The sequence below is a fragment of the Mesorhizobium sp. M7A.F.Ca.CA.004.12.1.1 genome (genome assembly GCF_003997835.1).
Lineage (GTDB): Bacteria > Pseudomonadota > Alphaproteobacteria > Rhizobiales > Rhizobiaceae > Mesorhizobium.
On record NZ_RZRK01000025.1, the window covers coordinates 1 to 16,808 of the forward strand.

The window sequence follows — 16,808 nt, forward strand, 5'->3', positions numbered from 1 at the left end:
ACTTCAAGACAACTCACAGTCTGCAGCACAAAGTGAAGCCTTCCAAAGTATCCTGCGATCGTTCGCGTTCCAATTCGCGAACGATGCGATGGCTGAGGCCGATGAAGCTTTGGATGACACAGAAGATGCCTGACGCGGGAAAATCCGGCGTGAGGTCATACAGGCCGTTATTGACGGCACAACTCCAACAGAAAAAGGAATGATCATGGCTGCAGTTGATAATAATAAAAAATCAGGCAATACCAATACCAGTAGCGCCGGCAATACCGATAAAACTAACAGTGGCACTCCCGGCAATACAAGCGGAGCTGATGCTACTGCTTTTCAGGCGCAAGTGCAGGAACTAACCAATGTTAGCTTGGAGGCGACGAAAAGGAGTGTCCAGTTGCGCACTCTAACGACCAATCTCCAGACCATCAAGAAGGCCGCCGACGAACGCGTTTCGTAATGTCGGAGGCGGGTTTTAGACTGCCCCTTAGCGCGTCTCCTTATTGACGCGACGTAGTCCCGAAATGAGCCGCATGGCAATTGCCATGCGGCTTCTATCCTGTTTGAGAGATGCTCTGTGGATGACGCCGTTTCCCTCCGTTTCGAAGTGCGTTCGGGGCACTATTGCGGTCTGACCGGCAAGACGGATCTTCAAAAGTGTTTAATCGGCAGCGGCTTCGATGCCGATTTGGTCTTTGTCGAGCAGGGACTGGCACCGCATCACCTTCGTGTAACTCTTCTTGGCAAGTCGATCGAACTGGAGGCGCTTGCACCCGGAATCAGTATCGAGGGCAACCGGAATATCGCCGCAGGCCAGTCCGTTGTTGTGCCCCTTCCTGTCGTCCTGCTCGTAGGCGAGATGTCCATTGCTTTGTCCGTGCAGGATGCAGAGCCGCCTGGTTCGACCGGCATACCGCGCCTACCGATCGGTGTGCTCGCCATGGTCATAATCAGCTCACTCGGGATCGGCGCGCTTTCAGGCACGATCTCCTATCTTGGCAATGCAAGTGGATCGAGCCCCAATTCACTTCGGGCTGAAGTCGCGTCCAGAACGATCAGTCACCGCGCTGACAATGAACTTACGGAGGCAGCGGCCCAAGAGCTGCAGGAGGAAGTCGATCGAGCGGGTCTTCTCGACGTCAAGATTGGGTCGGCAAAGGGTGTTGTGACCGCCGAAGGCACCGTCACGTCTGAATCGGTCATCAGCTGGCAGAAGCTTCAGCAATCGTTCGATCGTCGCACCAAGGGTACTCTAACACTGGTGAACGGAGTGCTCATCAAAGAGGAGAAGGCGCCATCCGCAATCGCGGTCGAAGCTGTGTGGCATGGGGTCCAACCATATATTGTCATCGACAGCGAGAAGTATTTTGTCGGCGCCATTTTGGCTGATGGATGGGTGGTCGAACGTATTGAGGACAGCCGTGTGCTGCTGAGCAGGAATGGCCGCATTGCTGCTCTCCAATATTGAAAGCTCGCAGGCCCCATCAAGCAGCACTCTATGGCCAGCCAAACATCCTGCCGCGCTCGGTGCTGACAAGCTGGCTGCGTTGGAAACATTTGCTGCCCAGCCATTTCGCGCCTGCTTGTGGCTCTCATGCAGGGTCACGCGCTGGCCAAGGCTGAGGCGCCTTCGGAGTTCGAAAGCCACGTTTCATGGCGTAACAGCAGAGTAAGTCTCAACCGATTGCAAAGGTGTCTCGATGGCCAACGTCCTGCGTGACTTCATCAAGCGTGCGCCGGCCAGCCCGGATTTAATGGTTGCGTTGATGCTGCTTCTGGCTGTCGCGATGATGGTCATGCCTATCCCGGTCGTGGTGGTCGACGCCCTGATAGGATTCAATATGGGGTTGGCCATACTGCTGATGATGGTTGCCCTGTATGTCAGTACTCCACTTGATTTTTCCTCTTTGCCCGGCGTTATTTTGATTTCCACTGTATTCCGTCTCGCGCTCACGGTCGCAACGACGCGACTGATTCTGGCCGAGGGGGAGGCCGGCAGCATTATTCATACTTTTGGCGATTTCGTCATTTCAGGCAATATCGTGGTGGGTTTCGTCATATTTCTGGTCGTCACCATGGTGCAATTCATGGTCCTCGCGAAGGGTGCCGAACGGGTGGCAGAAGTGGCGGCGCGTTTCACGCTGGATGCTCTGCCGGGCAAGCAAATGGCGGTCGACGCAGAGCTACGCAACGGCCACATCGATGCCAACGAATCCCGCCGGCGGCGCGCCGAATTGGAGAAGGAAAGCCAACTCTATGGCGCGATGGACGGCGCGATGAAATTTGTGAAGGGCGATTCCATCGCCGGGCTGGTGGTTATCTGCATCAACATGCTGGGTGGAATTTCGATCGGCCTGCTCTCCAAGGGCATGTCCTTCGGCGAGGTACTGCATCACTACACTCTGCTGACGATAGGCGATGCATTGATATCGCAGATTCCGGCCCTTCTGCTCTCCATTACTGCGGCGACCATCGTCACCCGTGTGACTGGGACGGCGAGGATCAACCTCGGTACAGAAATGGTCAGTCAGCTCACGGCCAGCACTCGAGCCTTGCGACTGGCGGCCGGCGTCCTGGTTGTAATGGGGTTCGTTCCTGGGTTTCCCCTCCCCGTCTTTCTGATGCTGGCCGCAGTGTTCGCTGCGGTAAGCATTGTCAAGGCTGATGTGCTGGGCGCCGGCACTGCCGATGCGAAAGGTGGAACTGCAGCGGAGCCTAAGCAAGCCGCGCCTGCGAAGGAATTCCCGATCGCATTTTTTCTAGCGCCAGATCTTATGCAGGCGGTCGATCAAGCCGAATTGCAAAAACATATTGGGCGCGTTTCGCTCCTGGTCACAGCCGATCTGGGCATTATCGTTCCTCGCATCCCTGTCTTGGTTGACGAGCAGCTGCCTGCATCGCAATTCCGAATTGATGTCGAGGGCGTGCCAGTCGAACAGGACGCCTTAGATCCAAACCAGATGGCGCTCCGAGCCGATGTAGCGCACGTCGACTCGAGCGGTGTCCCCCTTAGACGTGAGCCGAAAACGGACAGACTCCCGGTTGAACATACCCCTGCAAAGGCCCTTACGGGCGCCGGCACGGAGCATAGGGCTCCCGGCGAACTCCTCGCCTTGCGCGTCCATGCAGCGTTGACCCGCTACGCACCGCGATTGGTGGGCATCCAAGAGACCCGACATTTCCTGGGCCGAATGGAGCAGGAATATTCTGAGCTTGTGAAAGAGGTGCTACGCACGACGCCGATTCCTCGGATTGCCGATGTTCTGCGCCGCCTCCTGGAGGAAGGTATCCCAATCCGCCACACCCGTCTCGTGTTGGAGGCATTGGCCGAATGGAGCGAGCGTGAGCAAAACGTTGCCCTGCTGACGGAATATGTCCGTTCTGGTTTGAAGCGACAGATCTGCCACCGCCATGCCAACACGGAGGGCATAGTGTCCGCCCTGGTCGTCGAGCGCGAGAGCGAGGATGTGATGCGTGGCGCGGTTCGAGATTCGGATGCAGGCCCCTATCTCGCACTGGAGGATCGGCAAAGCGAAGCGATGCTATCACAGATACGTCAGGTCCTTTCGAACGCAGAACCGGGTCAAACCCGCCCTATTCTGTTGACGTCGATGGATGTCCGACGTTTCGTCCGCGGCTTTCTGACGCGAAACGGGGTTGATCTCGCCGTGCTGTCTTATCAAGACCTCGCCTCCGACTTTACAATTCGCCCCGCAGGATCCGTCACACTCCCGCACGGATCGAACAGCGGATTGTTAGAGTAGTCCCACCTTTCCTAACTGAACGCCACGCGCCTCCCCGATAACTGAGAGATAACATGAATAGTAATACAGTTTCTCCATCGCCTATGTTTCTGCGCCGGAACTCACTTCTTTTTGCCGTACTCGCCATTCTGCCTTTGGGCGGTTGCGCCAGCTGGCAAAAGCCGGCTCTTTCCGTGCAGGAGACATCTTCCCCCGAGTTGCTCAGCGCCGATCAAATCGATCCGGCTATGCGCGAACGCATTTTGCGCGAAGTTGGTCAGGATGTTCAAGAGCGGGCTTTGCGGGATGAGGTGAAGCAGCACCCGGACAATGTTGATGCGGCGATACGACTTACAAATGCCTTGGTGGGCCAGAAGCGCCCGCACGAAGCGGTTGAGGTGCTCGACAGCGTCTTGGTTGCAGCCCCAGGAAACGTACGTGCATTGAATGCGAAGGGCGTGATTTTGGACATTGAGGGGCGGCATGACGCGGCACAGGCCCTGTATCGGCGAGCTCTCGAAAACGAGCCAGGCAATCAGATGGTGCAGCATAACTTCAATCTGTCGCTTGCCTTTAACGGCAAGTCCGAACAACCAAGGTTAGCACGATCGCAATAGGTGGGCACAGTGCATGCGCAGCCTGTTCCCCGGCTCGAACACGCGCTCGGCTCCCATCATAGATGGCCCCCTGAAGAGAGCCATATCTATGCAAAACAGTTGCTCCAGATCTGGCCGGCAGAGATCGGCAGGAGAGCCGGATGACATCACGCGGCCACCCGCAAGGCCACCCGCCTCGCTTCGTTGCCAGAGCGCCCTCTCCCTCGCCGGTCACCGTCTCGCAATGCGGCGACCTGGCTTAAGGCGGTCGACCGAGCGCCCGATGCAGTAGCCATGAATACGTAACGCAGCGATGGACCCGCCGGATCGTGTCGCGCTTGTGCTGGCCGTCCCTGCCATTACAGCACGGTGATTGTAGCTGGATCATATTCTAGAGGCATCGATGGTGTGGATGCCTTCGATCCAAACAATCGATTTGTTGAATTCGTCCGCCTGAGGAAATTAGCTGCGGCGATCCGACTTCCGACGCCTGCAGGCGCAAAACCAACAGCGTGAGCGCTGCGGGTCCGGATGCAGGCTGCAAAGTGCAATCACCAGCGCTGATAAGCGGCAAGTGAAGAATGTATCGCTCGGGCGACTCCTGTGTTGTGCACGGTTGCCCCGCGAGGTGAACTGTAGCAGCTTGGCAGCTCAGCGTTCACGAAAGGAGAAAAGATTTGGGGCCAAGCAAAGACCGGCTTTTTTGATTGTCTTGCTGTATCGCTATGGTGGGGCGGGCGCGACCGCTCCCATAATTCAATACGCTGCCTTTAGCGATGGACGATGACGGGATGCGTCGCCGAGACTTCAATGGTGGAGGAGCAGCGCACCCGTCGATCCATTTGCTTTCAGCGGCAACCGCCACTATGTAGCGACACTTCGCCCAACTGTGTTTCAAGCTGCCCGGAGAAGTTTATGACAGAAGAACCCCACAAGACCGACATCCTCATCGAGCTCACTGCCGATGTTGTATCAGCCTACGTCTCCAACAACCCCGTCCCGGCGGGGGAGCTTCCTGCCCTGATCGCCCAAGTGCACGGGGCTCTAAACGGCACGGCTGGACTCATACCGGCAGAAGAGCCTGTGCCTGTAAAAAAACCTGCTGTCCCGATCAAAAAGTCGATCGAACCGGACTACATCATTAGCCTTGAAGACGGCAAGAAATTCAAATCGCTAAAGCGCCATCTGGCGACGCACTATGGTCTGACCCCAGACGAATATCGCGCCAAATGGGGTCTGCCGTCGGATTATCCCATGGTGGCGCCGAATTACGCCGCTGCGCGCTCCGCCTTGGCCAAGACCATGGGACTCGGCCGCAAACCGAAAGAGCCGGAAGCCCCAGCCACGGCGCCGGCGAAACGGACCCGCAAGAAGGTCGCAGCCTAAATCCGTATCAACAGTCGTTCGGACGCGCAGCAGCCGTAGGCCCAATCTGCGCGGAATCAAAGGGCGGGGATGAGCCCCGCCTTTCCCGTCCAAGAGCCTCATTTCCAGAGTAATTCATGATGGCTCCAGCAATCCCTGCCGCGGCATTAACTTGCATGCTCCGGCCCGGGTTTCGAGCCGTCAATGCGTTCCGGCGATGACGAACCTTGTCAAGGCTTTCCCGGACCGTTAGCCAGCCTTGCTGAGGCTGCCTGCAGAGGACTTTCCCGTGCGGCGATCCTGTTCCACCTCGTAGTTGATCTTCTGGCCCTCATTAAGGGTCGACAGGCCCGCTCGTTCAACAGCGGAAATGTGGACAAAGACATCCTGACCGCCGTTGTCAGGCTGAATAAAACCAAAACCCTTCGTGCTGTTGAACCACTTCACCGTTCCAGTCGCCATATCCATTCCTTTGTAATAAGTCGCAACTTAGGCAGGCCATTCACGCCAGCCTGATTTGTACACGAGACTTTAGGCGCATCAAAATCGGAAAATTGCAAGGCCCACTCGATCGCCTGATCTCCAGCAGCAACTGCAACATATGCGAGGCGCGTGCCAGACGAGGCGTATGCCAGACGTTTCGTCGTGCGCTGTCGCTCGAACGTTGACAGAAACAATGACACACCTTGCAAACTCGGCACATCTTGTGGACGTGCTCGGGTCGCTTCTCGACTGCGATACCCGCTCCTGACCGGGTATCGTCGGCCAAAATGAGGGTTTTTGTCATGTGCCGCCAGACCGAAAGATCAGGCGCGCAGCGACCTGCACATTCAAACCGGAACCCGCGAACCTCGATTAGCTTCTGCCTGCTCCGAAGGGCGGTAGCCTGCTCTGAGGCGGGCCACTGTCGGGTTGAAAACCAACTGTCGGGTTCGGAACCCCAGATTGTCGGCAAGGTACGCGCCGCCCACTGGTTGGCCAAAGGGGCACTGGCTCCTGATCCTGCCGCCATGCTCGCCCGATCTCAACCCGATCAAGACAGGTCTGCTCAAAACTCAAGGCGCGGCTGCGGAAGAAGGCGGCCAAAACTTTCGACGCTCTCTGCGGAACTCTCGGCGATATCTGCCAGCTGTTGGAGCCAAATCAAAAACCATTAATTGCGACAGGTGATTTTATGACATTCATTGCGAAGAGGCCAGAATGAACAGCGGAAGAGAGTAGCAGCTCTCTGGTCGCGGCGAGGTGGATCGTCGACACGATCGGCACCTGGCCCGTGCGGGGATCGCACCGCAGCCAGCACCAGAGCCAGATCTTGACCGCTTGCCTTGCTCAGGCGCCACAACAACGAGTGGCTGGAAGCAGATCCACGTGAACTCAGCGATATCGATCAGACGATGCTTACCCTCATGAAAGCCGATCCCGACGCTGTCCAGCGCCGCGAAATCCTGACCAGCATATGGCGCATCGGATGCCACCGCCTGCACACTCACCATCGACATGCCGGAACTCGGAACCAAAGGCCGCAAGCCTCGCCGGCCTCGGCAAAATGGAGCGGCCGCGCCTTCATCCGGGGCGGCCGGGCCAATGTTCGCCAGGCCCTCTACATGCCCGGCCCTTCGCCCTGCGCTTCAACCCCGACCTCAAGGCAAAATACCAGGCGCTAAAGGCGGCAGGCAAACCCGCAAAGGTCATCATCTTGTTGCGAAAGCTCCTCATCCTAGCAAACGCTCTCCTCAAGGCGCAGCGAAAATGGCCCCTAAAACCCTTGACCGAAACGGATACCTTAGCCTTTCAGGTGAGGCGGGCCGAGATAGACCAACCGCGGGTTTAACTTCGCGAGTTTAAGCTGATTATGCCGATGCAACTCTAGCGCCTGCGCGACCGTTTTAGCTTCCATCAACAAGGCGGCAGGGTGGGAGGAAGTACCCTCCCCTGCCGCGAACAAGCTTTGGACAAAGCCCCACCTTGTCCGTAATGTGATCGGGAGGCCGGGGCGCGGCGGTGCTCAGCGGATGTGACGCGCGAGATCTGCGACCCTACCCATCAGCACTTCCATCGGTCCTCGCTGGAAGACGCGCAGCCAAAGCACCGCAAAAGTGCTGATAACCACAACGAAGCCAAAGAGCGTGGACAGGCTCTCGTCTTTGAAAATGTTTATCTTCATAAGATAGGCTATTCCCGCAATGTGCAGCACATAGGCCGTCAAAGACATCGAGCCGACTGCGATTATTGGCCAGACCAGCTTTCGCAGACGCGGGAGCGCATCCACAGCGAGCATGCAAGCCGCCAAGATGATCATTGCGCAACCGGTGCTGCCCACGATCGAAAGCGTCGTTTCGCTATGAGGTGCGGCTATCCATGACGACTTGACTATAAATGACGACTTGGAAGGCTCAAAAGCGCCGTCAACGTCAGACCACCACAAGGAGGTTTCAGTCAAAGCGCGGGAACTCAGCGCGAGCAAGGATCCCCCATGGCCCAACACGGCCAGCGCGACCCCCGCCAGACCAAGGCGCCAATGCGCTGCTAGCGTATTAAGATTAAGGCGCGCGATGGCCATGCCAGCGATGAGGAAAGGAACCCAGGTCACCGCGGGATAGTAGCCGTTGACCATGAGGTTGAAGACCGGGTCGAGGAGGTTGGGGGCAACCGACAGAAGGGAGGAACGGACTTGCGGGAGAACTAATGCCGTAGCGGCAGCGATCAAGCCCAGCTGATATGCGCTGAGCCGATGGAGCGGCAATACCAACAAGAAGCAAATTCCGTAGTATTCTAGGATGACTTCGACCTGGGTACCGAGGCAGCCCAGGATTGAGCCAAGCGCGAGCAAAACAAGGGCACGAATTGCGACTCTGGCGATGGCCTGTCTACCGGCTATCCCCGACTTCGGCGCCTTGCGACCTGTAATCAGGAGGATTGAAAAACCGGCCAATACGGCAAACAGGGCCGACGGCCGCCCATGGGTTAGTTCCATCAGAAACCCGACTAGTCCTCCTTCGCCGGGGTCGGGACCGAGATGGGCGGCATACATCCCGAAGACAGCCAGGCCCCGAGCGAGGTCGATGCCGACCAGCCGATCTACTACCGACCCATTCCTAGCGTCGGCAACCGGTGCCTTCATTACCATGGTAGATTCCCTTGTTGGGTGTGTGGATCGCGGGAGCCGCGATAGGAGAGCCGGTCGGCTGCTGCCGTCGCCTCGTGAAAGGGTTCAAAACATCGCGCCATCTGGCGCATCGAGCCGGCGACAGAGCTGTTCAGCCATTAGCCTGGGGTAAGAACAACAGATCGGCTCACAAAGCCTGTGTCACGGACCTGAAAAGTGGTGTCGCGGAACCGTCGTTTTTTGCATGATGGCTAAGCCGAGAGATCCACTGCACCGACGAGAGACTCAGCGACGTTAGATATCCGATCAGTACGCCGCGGCTCCGCCGGTGACGATCACCCCGGGTGTCAAGGCCAGGGCGTAAACCTGCCATAATCTGTGGTAGTGCGCCCGCGACCAATCCGTTCGACAAAGCTCGGCGCATGGTCGAGCCAATCATATTCTTCCATGTGGCTGTTGCCTGAAAAACCGAAGACGCCGTTCGCTGGTCCAGCTGTTCCAGACCTCGGCCTGCGTCGGTCATTAGAACCGGCGCGCCTGTTTCCCAAATCAATTTGCTGATGCAGCCGCCGGGGGTCACATTGAGCAAAAGTGCCGAGGTCAGGACGGGTTTCATAGGGGCTCTTCGTTTGGCTTTGTTAACGACCCCTTTCTTGCAAGTTGTAGCTGACAGCAGCCTGAAAGCTCCCCAAATAATTCGCTGCCGCCGGTTCAGCCTATTGTCAGCTTCGACCAATAAGATGGGAGCCTTGCCCTCATACCGGAGCTCGGCAGCATGATGCGAATACTGCTCACTGAAGACGATAAGGACCTTGGAAGTGCTATGCACGATCATTTGGTGGCTGGTGGCCACGCGGTCGACTGGGCCAAGAACCTGTCCGAAGCGCGCGATTATGCAGCTGTGGTCGGCTACGACCTTATTTTGCTCGACGTTCACCTGCCGGACGGCAATGGGATCGACTATCTGCGGGAGCTGATCAAGGAACTTGAATCGGCACCGGTCATCATTCTGACAGCCTGCGATCGGATTTCGCATCGCATCGAGGGCTTCAACGCTGGAGCCGACGACTATTTGGTCAAGCCGTTCGATCTGGGGGAACTCTCAGCGCGTATCCATGCAGTGGCACGTCGCCATGGGCATTCTCCGGAGCCGCAATTTTCGGTTGGGACGCTTTCCATACAGGCAGCCGAGCGACGCCTCTTCCGCGACGGGCAGGAGGTCTACCTGACTTGACGCGGATGGGCGGTGCTCGACTACCGTCTGCCCCAGCCCTGCACGGTCGTTTCAAAAGGGAAGATCGTGGACGCGCTTTTCGGCAGACGGCGCTGATTCATACTCTAAAAGAAAATTCGGCTTCCAGTTGCCTTGGCCATGACTGCCCTTCCCGAGAGATGGGTGACAGTTCATTCCGGATAGATGGGTTACACTTTCGGCCCTTTGCAAGGAGAGCAAGGTGCCTTGGAAGGAGTGCAACGTCATGGAAGAGCGGCTGAAGTTCGTCGCCCGGCTGCTGGACGCGAGAAGATGGCGGTGCTTTGCCGGGAGTTCGATATCTCGCGCAAGACCGGCTACAAGATCCTCACGCGCTACAACGACAGCGGCCTGGAGGGGCTGACGGACCGATCGCGGCGGCCCTATCGCCACGCCAATCAGCTTCCGTTTCAAATCGAGAAGCTGATTGTGCGCCTCAAGCAAGACAAGCCGACATGGGGTGCGCCGAAGATACGCGAGCGGCTGGCCCGGCTGTATCCGGATGTGCACCGGCCCGCGATCTCGACCGTGCATGCCGTGCTCGACCGCCACGGCATGGTCGAGCGCCGCAAGCGCAGGCGCAACAGGGCGACGGGGACACCACTTTCAAACGGCTGTCGCCCTAACGATCTTTGGTGTGCCGACTACAAGGGCGAGTTCGGCAGAGAACACGGCCGGGACAGGGGATCACAAACACTTGACCGTTCCAGACCCTGGCAGTGGCGCATCGATTGACCGTTGGCTCTGTTCGTGGGCACCGAAAATAGGGCCTTCTTGGTCCTCGGCAGAGAATATGGCCCGGACGGGGGATAACAAACACTTGACCGTTCCAGACTCTGGCAGTGGCGCATCGATTGACCGTCGACTCTGTTCGCGAGCGCCGAAAATACGGACGACCCCTATGGTCAAAGTGCACTTCTGACCTGCTAGGCACTGTTCGATAACTGGAGGCACCCGCTACGGTGCCCTCGTATTTAAGACACCTGTCAGTTTCAAGCCTGGACATTGACGCGTGGCGCGGCTGCCATTCGTTGACCGCCACGTCGAATTGCCCGCCAACCAGTGTACAGCCGCCGGTGGTCACATTGAGCAAAAGTGCCGAGATCAGGAGGGGTTTCATAAGGCCTCTTCGTTTGGCTTTGTTAACGACCCCTTTCTTGCAATTGTAGCTGACAGCAGCCTGAAAGCCCCCAGATATTCGCTGGCGCCGGTTCAGCCTACTGTCAGCTTCGATCAATAAGGCAGGAGCCTTGCCCTCATACCGGAGCTCGGCAGCCTGATGCGAATACTGCTCATTGAAGACGACGACGACCTTAGAAGTGCTGTGCACGATCATTTGGTGGCTGGTGGCCACGCGGTCGACTGGGCCAAGAACCTGTCCGAAGCGCGCGGTCATGCAGCTGTGGCCGGCTACGACCTTATTTTGCTCGACGTTCACCTGCCGGACGGCAATGGCATCGACTATCTGCGGGAGCTGATCAAGGGGCTTAATACAACGCCGGTCATCATTCTGACAGCCCGCGATCGGATTTCGCATCGCATCGAGGGGCTCAACGCTGGCGCCGACGACTATTTGGTCAAGCCGTTCGATCTGGGGGAACTCTCGGCACGCATCCGTGCAGTGGCACGTCGCCAAGGGCATTTTCCGGAGCCGCAATTTTCGGTTGGGACGCTTTCCATACAGGCAGCCGAGCGACGCCTCTTCCGCGACGGGCAGGAGGTCCACCTGTCTGGACGCGAATGGGCGGTGCTCGACTGCCTTCTACGCCGGCCCGGTTCGGTCGTTTCAAAGGGGAGGATCGAGCACGCGCTTTATTCATTCAATTCGGAGTTCGAGAGCAACACAGTGGAGGTTTATGTCAGCCGGCTCCGTAAGAAGATCGGCGGGGATAGAATAGCAACCGTGCGTGGCTCCGGATACAGGCTCGTGGTCACATGACGAACTCGAACAGCATGACGAGAAAGCTGATATCGTGGTTAGGCGGGGCAACGCTCCTGGTTTGGATCGCCGCCCCAACCATTGCTGCGTTCATTTTTTGCAATAATGTAAACGAAAGTTCGGATGACTTGCTCCAGGCGAGCGCAGAGTACAGAAAACCAGAGCTGATCAAGGTCTTGAATGGAAAACACGTTGATCAATACAATAACCACTTGCCAACTTATGAAAAGTACTGGACCTATCGTGAGCAGGTTATTAATAAGTACGGGGTAGTGCTTATTTCTGAACCGGAAGAGGGTCAGCAGCCCTTCCCTGATGCTCCCCTGAGTAACGGCTTTTGGCGAAACGCTGATTACCGCGTCTACACAGAGGAGATCCAAGACGGCGTGTATCATCGGTTGGCCGAACCGCTTGATGGCCGCCGTACCACAATCGCGAAGGGCGCACTTTTTGTCTTCCTTCCGACACTCGTGCTCCTGCCCTTTAGCTTAGCTGTTTGGTGGATCGTGATCCGGCGCTCGCTGCGGCCAATCGAGGTACTGCGACAGCAGATCGGATCGCGCGACGGCGGCAATCTGTCACCAATGGACTTGGGCGATTTCCCGGCAGAGTTGGCTCCAATCGCGGCATCCGTCAATCGGCTTCTCGATCGTCTGCGGGCGGCTCTCGAGGCCGAACGCGAGTTCGCCGCAAACAGTGCGCATGAACTGCGCACGCCGATCGCAGGTTCAATCGCTCAGATGCAGAGATTAGTGGCCGAGCTTCCCAATGGGTCGGCCAAAATGCGTGCGCGCGGCATCGAGCAAGCGCTGTCGAGCCTTGGCCGCCTTGTCGAAAAAGTGCTTCAGCTCGCTCAAGCCGAATCGGGGGTTGGCATGGCGGATCACGCGATCGATCTTGTCCGATCGGTTCGGCTGGAAATCGACGACCTGAGGAAAAAGCCGCAATATGCCGGACGCCTGCATCTTAACGTCGACGGCTGCACCACTTTGATGCGCAAAGTGGATGTCGATGCGTTTGGGATCCTCCTTCGTAACCTGATCGAGAATGCGCTGATACATGGACTGCCCACTGTTCCGACAACAGTTTCCGTCCAAACTGATGGAACCATCGCTATTGCAAACGCCGGACCGGTGGTGCCCCTCCCCGACCTCGAAGGGCTTACAAAGCGATTTAGTCGTGGTGCTACTCCTGCTGCGGGCTCAGGCCTTGGTCTACATATCGCTAACATGGTTATCCAGCGGATCGGTGGCAGTCTAGAGCTTGCGTCGCCCGCCCGCGGTCGCAATGATGGTTTCGAGGCGATCATACGAATTCCTCAATGACACCGGTGAATTCGACGACAGTTGGACACAGGGCGGATTGCTGGCAAGGCTGCTGACAGGGCGAACTGTACGGCAGTATGTATACGGCGTAGAAATCGTACTTCACACAACGCATTTCGGCCGCGGCAATCAATGCCGCTATCATCGTCTGAGCAGTTCGATCGAAGCGACACGACATGATCGGCAAAATCGAAGGCTCCGCCTCACCGCTCGCTCGATTTCGCCCGGGGAGAAAAAAGGCCATCCGAGAAAGTGCAAGCCGCCGCGCAAAGGCGACGTGTCCAATTGTCTGGGTGCCCCTGTGCGCCGGCCCGATCGGGTTGGCGCAGGTCCAGTAAGGACCCGGACCAACCATTCCATTTAGACGACCGGCAGGTTTTAATCGGCGTCCGGATCGCCGTCCCAAAATGCCCCAAGTATACGGCTAGAAAGGCTGCCAACGATCGAGCTTTGGTCGGAGGCGTGCTTGTCAGCGTCTTGGGTGCTTGACCGGCCTTTGCAATGGCCATCGCCATCGCAAGTATCGTGCGTGGCCAGTGAGACCGCAATTTCATCAGCCTGGAGCCGACCGTATCGGTGCTTTTTTATGATTTAGGGATTTTTCGTTTTCCTCTTGGATCATCACGGGTTTGGAGAGGATCTGGTGTTAAGTGCCATTCGGAGCGCCGGCGAACCGCCCGAAATTAATGTGGTCGAGTGATGAAGCCTCCCGAATGCGTTAAACGAGACCCTTTATGGCGGCCCTGGCTGACAACAGTCTGAAAGCTGCAAGCGGCATGCGAAAATGGGGCGATCCTGAATGACGACAGATGCTATCAACATGAAAGAGGCTCGCCCTGAAAGCTGAGCACGCTTTATGCTCAGGCTGCTGACAAGGCCAAAGCAGCGTAAGTGCGTAGTGAAATCCAAGGTCCACATGGGTCGTCGCGCGTCCCATGCGCCTGGGAAGGCGCCGGCCCGGCCAAGCTTTCCCAGCTCGTCCGCATGATGCTTCGCTGAGCGTCAATGGACGTTGGCGCGAGACCAAGGCGTCGTGCGTTGCAATCCGGACGGTCCAGGGTATCAGGAGTTTCACGGCCTCGGCCCGCTTGGCTGGCCACAGTTGAAGCTCCAACGTACCGGCTGGCACCGGGAAATTGGGCTCTGCGCTGCCTCAACGCTGATGGCACGGTCAATGCTTGCCTACCGATGGGGCCGCCCATGCCGTGATGCTGTCGGTCGACGTTCGCAAACCAGACCCTCGCGAGACCCAGCGAAGGGGCTCGCCGGTTCGACGAGGGACCTTACCTCTTTATGCGCGGCATCATTATCGAGGATGACATGTTGCCTTACACGTCGTCCCTCGCGCTCGGGTCTTTGTGGGGCGGATGAAGTCCTGATCGCGGTGGCACTGCTGCATGTTTGCGTAAGACCCATCCAGTCACGATCGCGCTGTCCTTCGATGTCGCGGTGCTGATAGGCGGGCAGATCGGTGTGCGCGGCGCCCGCCAAAGGATCGTCGTCACGCCGGAGGAGGCGAGCGTCATAGCCGGCGCGCCGGCGAAAGGCGCTTTCTGTCGGATGCCCGACAATGTCGGATATCGCAAGTATCAAGGTTGGATCAAACCTTGCGAATCGGGGCTTTCTTACTTGGCACGGGGCATGCTCAGGTATCCGCAAACACCCAATGGATAACGAGCAGACTTCCCATGGCCTCACCATGCCGAAAGTTTCCCGGACGCATCCAAAGATGAGGCTCGCGTCAGGCCCAGCAACACGCTGACGGCTCATGTGGCTCGGCGTCGCGTGCCGATCCACTTTCTCCCAATAGGCGTTCGGGAGACATAGATCCTTCAAAATGAGGAACAGATCACTTTGCCAGGAACGCAGCCCATAACCCCACTCTCCCTACCAGAACTACCAAGCAAGCCCCGCACTCATGGGCTTCGCAGGACGTCCGTTGCGTCCGAGTTGGTCGGCGCGGGGCCGGCTCCGATCCCCGTCGCATGGGAGGACGGCAAGGCGAGGGATTTCGTGCTCGACAACGGCATGGAGGTGGTCGTCATTCCCAACCACCGGGCGCCGATCGTCACCCACATGGTGTGGTACAAGATCGGCAGCGCCGACGAGCCGCCGGGCAAATCCGGCATCGCCCATTTCTTCGAGCATCTGATGTTCAAGGCGACGACCAACCATGCGGGCGGCGAATTCGACCGCGCAGTGTTCGAGATCGGCGGCTCCAACAACGCCTTCACCTCCTCCGACTACACCGCCTTCTATCAGACAGTGGCGCCGTCGGCGCTCGAGCTGATGATGAGCTTCGAGGCCGACCGAATGCGAAACCTCATCCTGACCGACGATGTCGTCAAGACCGAGCGCGATGTGGTCATCGAGGAGCGCCGCTCAAGCACCGACACCAACCCGCAGGACGTTCTCCATGAGGAGATCGACGCGACGCTGTGGCAGAACCACCCCTATCGCATCCCGATCATCGGCTGGATGCAGGAGATCGAGCAGCTGAACCGCGTCGACGCCACCGTCTTCTATGAAAAGTACTACTGGCCCAACAACTCCGTGCTAATCGTGGCCGGCGATGTCGAACCGGACACGGTGCGGGCGCTGGCCGAAAAGACCTATGGCAAGGTGGCGCGCGGACCTGACCTGCCGCCGCGCATCCGGCCGGTTGAGCCCGAGCAGAACACCAGGCGCACCGTCACGCTCTCAGACGCCCGCGTCAGCGTGCCCAGTTTTTCGACGCAGTGGGTGGTGCCGTCCTACCACACCGCCAAGCCGGGCGAGGCCGAAGCGCTCGACCTGCTGGCCGAAATTCTCGGCGGCGGTAACCGCGGCCGGCTCTACCAGGCGCTCGCTGTCCAGCAAGGTTTCGCTTCCAGCGCCCGCGTCTATTTCCAGGGCACTATGCTCGACGACACCAAGTTCGCCATCTATGGCGCACCGCGCGGCGATGCCAAGCTGGCTGATCTCGAAGCGGCGGCCGCTGCCGAAGTTGCCCGCATTGCCGAGGATGGTGTCAGCAACGAGGAACTAGGCAAGGCCAAGGACCACTATTTGCTCAATATGATCTTTGCGGAAGACAACCTGGACTGGCTCGCCAGCATCTACGGCTCGACGCTGGCCACCGGCGGTACCGTGAAGGATGTCGAGGAACGGCCGAATCGCATCCGCAAGGTTACCCCCGAGCAAATCAAAGCAGTTGCCGCCCGCTATCTCGCGTTCGACCGTTCGACCACGGGCTATCTCTTGCCCAAGACGGAGAATCAAGAGATGACGCTCGGCGCTCGGCCCCATGCTGCGATGAACATCCAGGAGGTGAAGTCCGAAAAGGGCATCATCGCCTGGCTGGTGGAGGACCACACAGTGGAAATCGTCAACATCGGCTTTGCCTTCAAGGGCGGCACCAAGCAGGACCCGGTCGGGAAGGAGGGGATGGCCAAACTGATGGCCGGCCTGTTCATCGAAGGCGCTGGCCATTACGACAGCGGTGCCTTCCAGGT

At 58.1% G+C, this 16,808-nt stretch carries 10 protein-coding genes and 2 pseudogenes; 10 read left to right on the forward strand and 2 right to left on the reverse strand.

Translation table 11 applies throughout. The features are described from left to right. Positions 1-205: 205 nt before the first annotated feature. The 5 genes from EN984_RS38550 to EN984_RS02560 all read left to right on the forward strand — a co-directional run bounded on the left by EN984_RS38550 (position 206) and on the right by EN984_RS02560 (position 5,713). On the forward strand, positions 206-448 hold the full coding sequence (locus EN984_RS38550; RefSeq protein WP_224570034.1) for a nodulation protein NopA: 243 nt from the start codon (positions 206-208) through the stop codon (positions 446-448). A 117-nt stretch (positions 449-565) separates the two neighbouring features. Then, positions 566-1,456, forward strand: coding sequence for a hypothetical protein (locus tag EN984_RS02545; protein WP_127248571.1), 891 nt, complete (start codon positions 566-568; stop codon positions 1,454-1,456). Positions 1,457-1,688: 232 nt separating this feature from the next. Continuing rightward, the gene (gene sctV / locus EN984_RS02550) at positions 1,689-3,752 is read left to right on the forward strand and encodes a type III secretion system export apparatus subunit SctV (protein ID WP_127270994.1); all 2,064 of its coding nucleotides are present in this window, start codon (positions 1,689-1,691) and stop codon (positions 3,750-3,752) included. A gap of 53 nt (positions 3,753-3,805) precedes the next feature. Continuing rightward, complete coding sequence (locus EN984_RS02555; protein WP_082826568.1) at positions 3,806-4,348, forward strand: tetratricopeptide repeat protein; 543 nt, start codon at positions 3,806-3,808, stop codon at positions 4,346-4,348. 894 nt (positions 4,349-5,242) lie between these two features. Further along, positions 5,243-5,713: a MucR family transcriptional regulator gene (locus tag EN984_RS02560; protein ID WP_024505385.1), complete on the forward strand. Its 471-nt coding sequence runs from the start codon at positions 5,243-5,245 to the stop codon at positions 5,711-5,713. Between the two features lie 228 nt (positions 5,714-5,941). On the opposite strand, the gene EN984_RS02565 is transcribed toward EN984_RS02560, so the two are convergent. Next, complete coding sequence (locus EN984_RS02565) at positions 5,942-6,154, reverse strand: cold-shock protein (RefSeq protein WP_008874821.1); 213 nt, start codon at positions 6,152-6,154, stop codon at positions 5,942-5,944. 1,543 nt (positions 6,155-7,697) lie between these two features. Next, positions 7,698-8,819 carry a DUF418 domain-containing protein gene (locus EN984_RS02570; RefSeq protein ID WP_024505387.1) on the reverse strand — a complete coding sequence of 374 codons (1,122 nt, stop codon included), beginning with the start codon at positions 8,817-8,819 and terminating at the stop codon, positions 7,698-7,700. Positions 8,820-9,573: 754 nt separating this feature from the next. Here EN984_RS02570 and EN984_RS02575 point away from each other — a divergent pair. The 5 genes and pseudogenes from EN984_RS02575 to EN984_RS02595 form a co-directional block, all read left to right on the forward strand. Further along, positions 9,574-10,032 (forward strand): response regulator transcription factor, encoded by a 459-nt coding sequence (locus EN984_RS02575; RefSeq protein ID WP_236383461.1) that lies wholly within the window; start codon positions 9,574-9,576, stop codon positions 10,030-10,032. 244 nt (positions 10,033-10,276) lie between these two features. Then, positions 10,277-10,710 (forward strand): annotated as a pseudogene (locus EN984_RS02580) (helix-turn-helix domain-containing protein); the annotation flags it as partial. 619 nt (positions 10,711-11,329) lie between these two features. Then, complete coding sequence (locus EN984_RS02585) at positions 11,330-11,989, forward strand: response regulator transcription factor (protein WP_127267036.1); 660 nt, start codon at positions 11,330-11,332, stop codon at positions 11,987-11,989. Then, positions 11,986-13,314 carry a HAMP domain-containing sensor histidine kinase gene (locus tag EN984_RS02590; RefSeq protein ID WP_127267035.1) on the forward strand — a complete coding sequence of 443 codons (1,329 nt, stop codon included), beginning with the start codon at positions 11,986-11,988 and terminating at the stop codon, positions 13,312-13,314. Before EN984_RS02585 ends, EN984_RS02590 begins: the two co-directional genes overlap by 4 nt. A gap of 1,950 nt (positions 13,315-15,264) precedes the next feature. Next, positions 15,265-16,569 (forward strand): annotated as a pseudogene (locus EN984_RS02595) (pitrilysin family protein); the annotation flags it as partial. Positions 16,570-16,808 lie beyond the last annotated feature (239 nt).

Excerpts from the sequence above, each read along its gene's own strand:
- EN984_RS38550 (WP_224570034.1), top strand. The coding sequence starts at position 206 with ATGGCTGCAGTTGATAATAATAAAAAATCAGGCAATACCAATACCAGT.
- sctV (WP_127270994.1), top strand. The coding sequence starts at position 1,689 with ATGGCCAACGTCCTGCGTGACTTCATCAAGCGTGCGCCGGCCAGCCCG.
- EN984_RS02555 (WP_082826568.1), top strand. The coding sequence starts at position 3,806 with ATGAATAGTAATACAGTTTCTCCATCGCCTATGTTTCTGCGCCGGAAC.
- EN984_RS02560 (WP_024505385.1), top strand. The coding sequence starts at position 5,243 with ATGACAGAAGAACCCCACAAGACCGACATCCTCATCGAGCTCACTGCC.
- EN984_RS02565 (WP_008874821.1), bottom strand. The coding sequence starts at position 6,154 with ATGGCGACTGGAACGGTGAAGTGGTTCAACAGCACGAAGGGTTTTGGT.
- EN984_RS02570 (WP_024505387.1), bottom strand. The coding sequence starts at position 8,819 with ATGGTAATGAAGGCACCGGTTGCCGACGCTAGGAATGGGTCGGTAGTA.
- EN984_RS02575 (WP_236383461.1), top strand. The coding sequence starts at position 9,574 with ATGATGCGAATACTGCTCACTGAAGACGATAAGGACCTTGGAAGTGCT.
- EN984_RS02585 (WP_127267036.1), top strand. The coding sequence starts at position 11,330 with ATGCGAATACTGCTCATTGAAGACGACGACGACCTTAGAAGTGCTGTG.
- EN984_RS02590 (WP_127267035.1), top strand. The coding sequence starts at position 11,986 with ATGACGAACTCGAACAGCATGACGAGAAAGCTGATATCGTGGTTAGGC.